Below are 896 nucleotides of genomic sequence, written 5' to 3'. Positions count from 1 at the left end.
CAGTCATAAAGGTGAAATTAGAAATACACTGCTTCCTTTATCAGAAGTTGCCTATTACCAATTTAGCTATTACCCAAACAGTGAGGTTTTAAATAGAAAAGTTAATCGCCATAAAAATTTTAAACCTTGGCGAATAGCACTTAATGGCGGCTATAGTTATCTCACTGCCCCCTTATCAGAAAATATTCCTTCTGATTTTGAATCCTATTCAAAAGGATTAAAATCGGGACACCACCTTGGAGCAGACATAAGTTATTATTTTATGGAATACCTCGGTCTGGGTGTTAAATATTTGCATTTTAACAGCTCCGCAACTTTTGATGGAGAGATCTTTTTAGAAGACATGCAAGGAAATAGAATAACTGGCAAAATGAGTGACGATATAAACATTAGCTTTTTTGGACCAACTCTTTCTACCCGATTTTTTAATACTAATAAAAAAAATGCTTTTGTATTAAACTTTGCTCTTGGTTACATGGAGTATAACAATAATTCCGTCTTGGTGGACAATTTCACTATGGAGGGTGGAACGGTTGGTCTAGTTTATGACGTAGGCTATGATATGAGTATTTCCAAAAATTTACTTCTTGGGTTTCAACTTTCCCTTATATCCGGAGTACTGAAGGAGTACCAGGTGAAAGATGGAATAAACACTACAAATGTTGCCCTTTCAAAAAAGGAAGCCGAAGGATTAGGGCGTATTGATTTATCTGTGGGGTTAAGATTCTCCAAATAAAGCCCTCCTCTTTTCTTTTTCCCTAATTTTAATTCAAAATGAAATAAAATAATTAATCTAAAAATAGAAAAGAAGACCTAGAATCGATTCAATTAGAACCTTAAACAAAAAATAGCCGGCAACCAAATTAAGTCGGCTAAAACCTTATCCATGATCTTTA

1 protein-coding gene is annotated in these 896 nt (G+C 34.3%); it reads left to right on the top strand.

Annotated elements, in window-relative coordinates; genetic code table 11:
- Nucleotides 1-736 (top strand): hypothetical protein (locus E1171_RS23395; protein ID WP_187696162.1); only part of this gene is annotated, 736 nt, incomplete at its 5' end.
- Between the last annotated feature and the right edge of the window lie 160 nt (nt 737-896).

This window comes from Xanthovirga aplysinae (assembly GCF_009711365.1).
GTDB classification, from domain to species: domain Bacteria; phylum Bacteroidota; class Bacteroidia; order Cytophagales; family Cyclobacteriaceae; genus Xanthovirga; species Xanthovirga aplysinae.
This window is presented reverse-complemented; position numbering and strand designations above follow the sequence as displayed.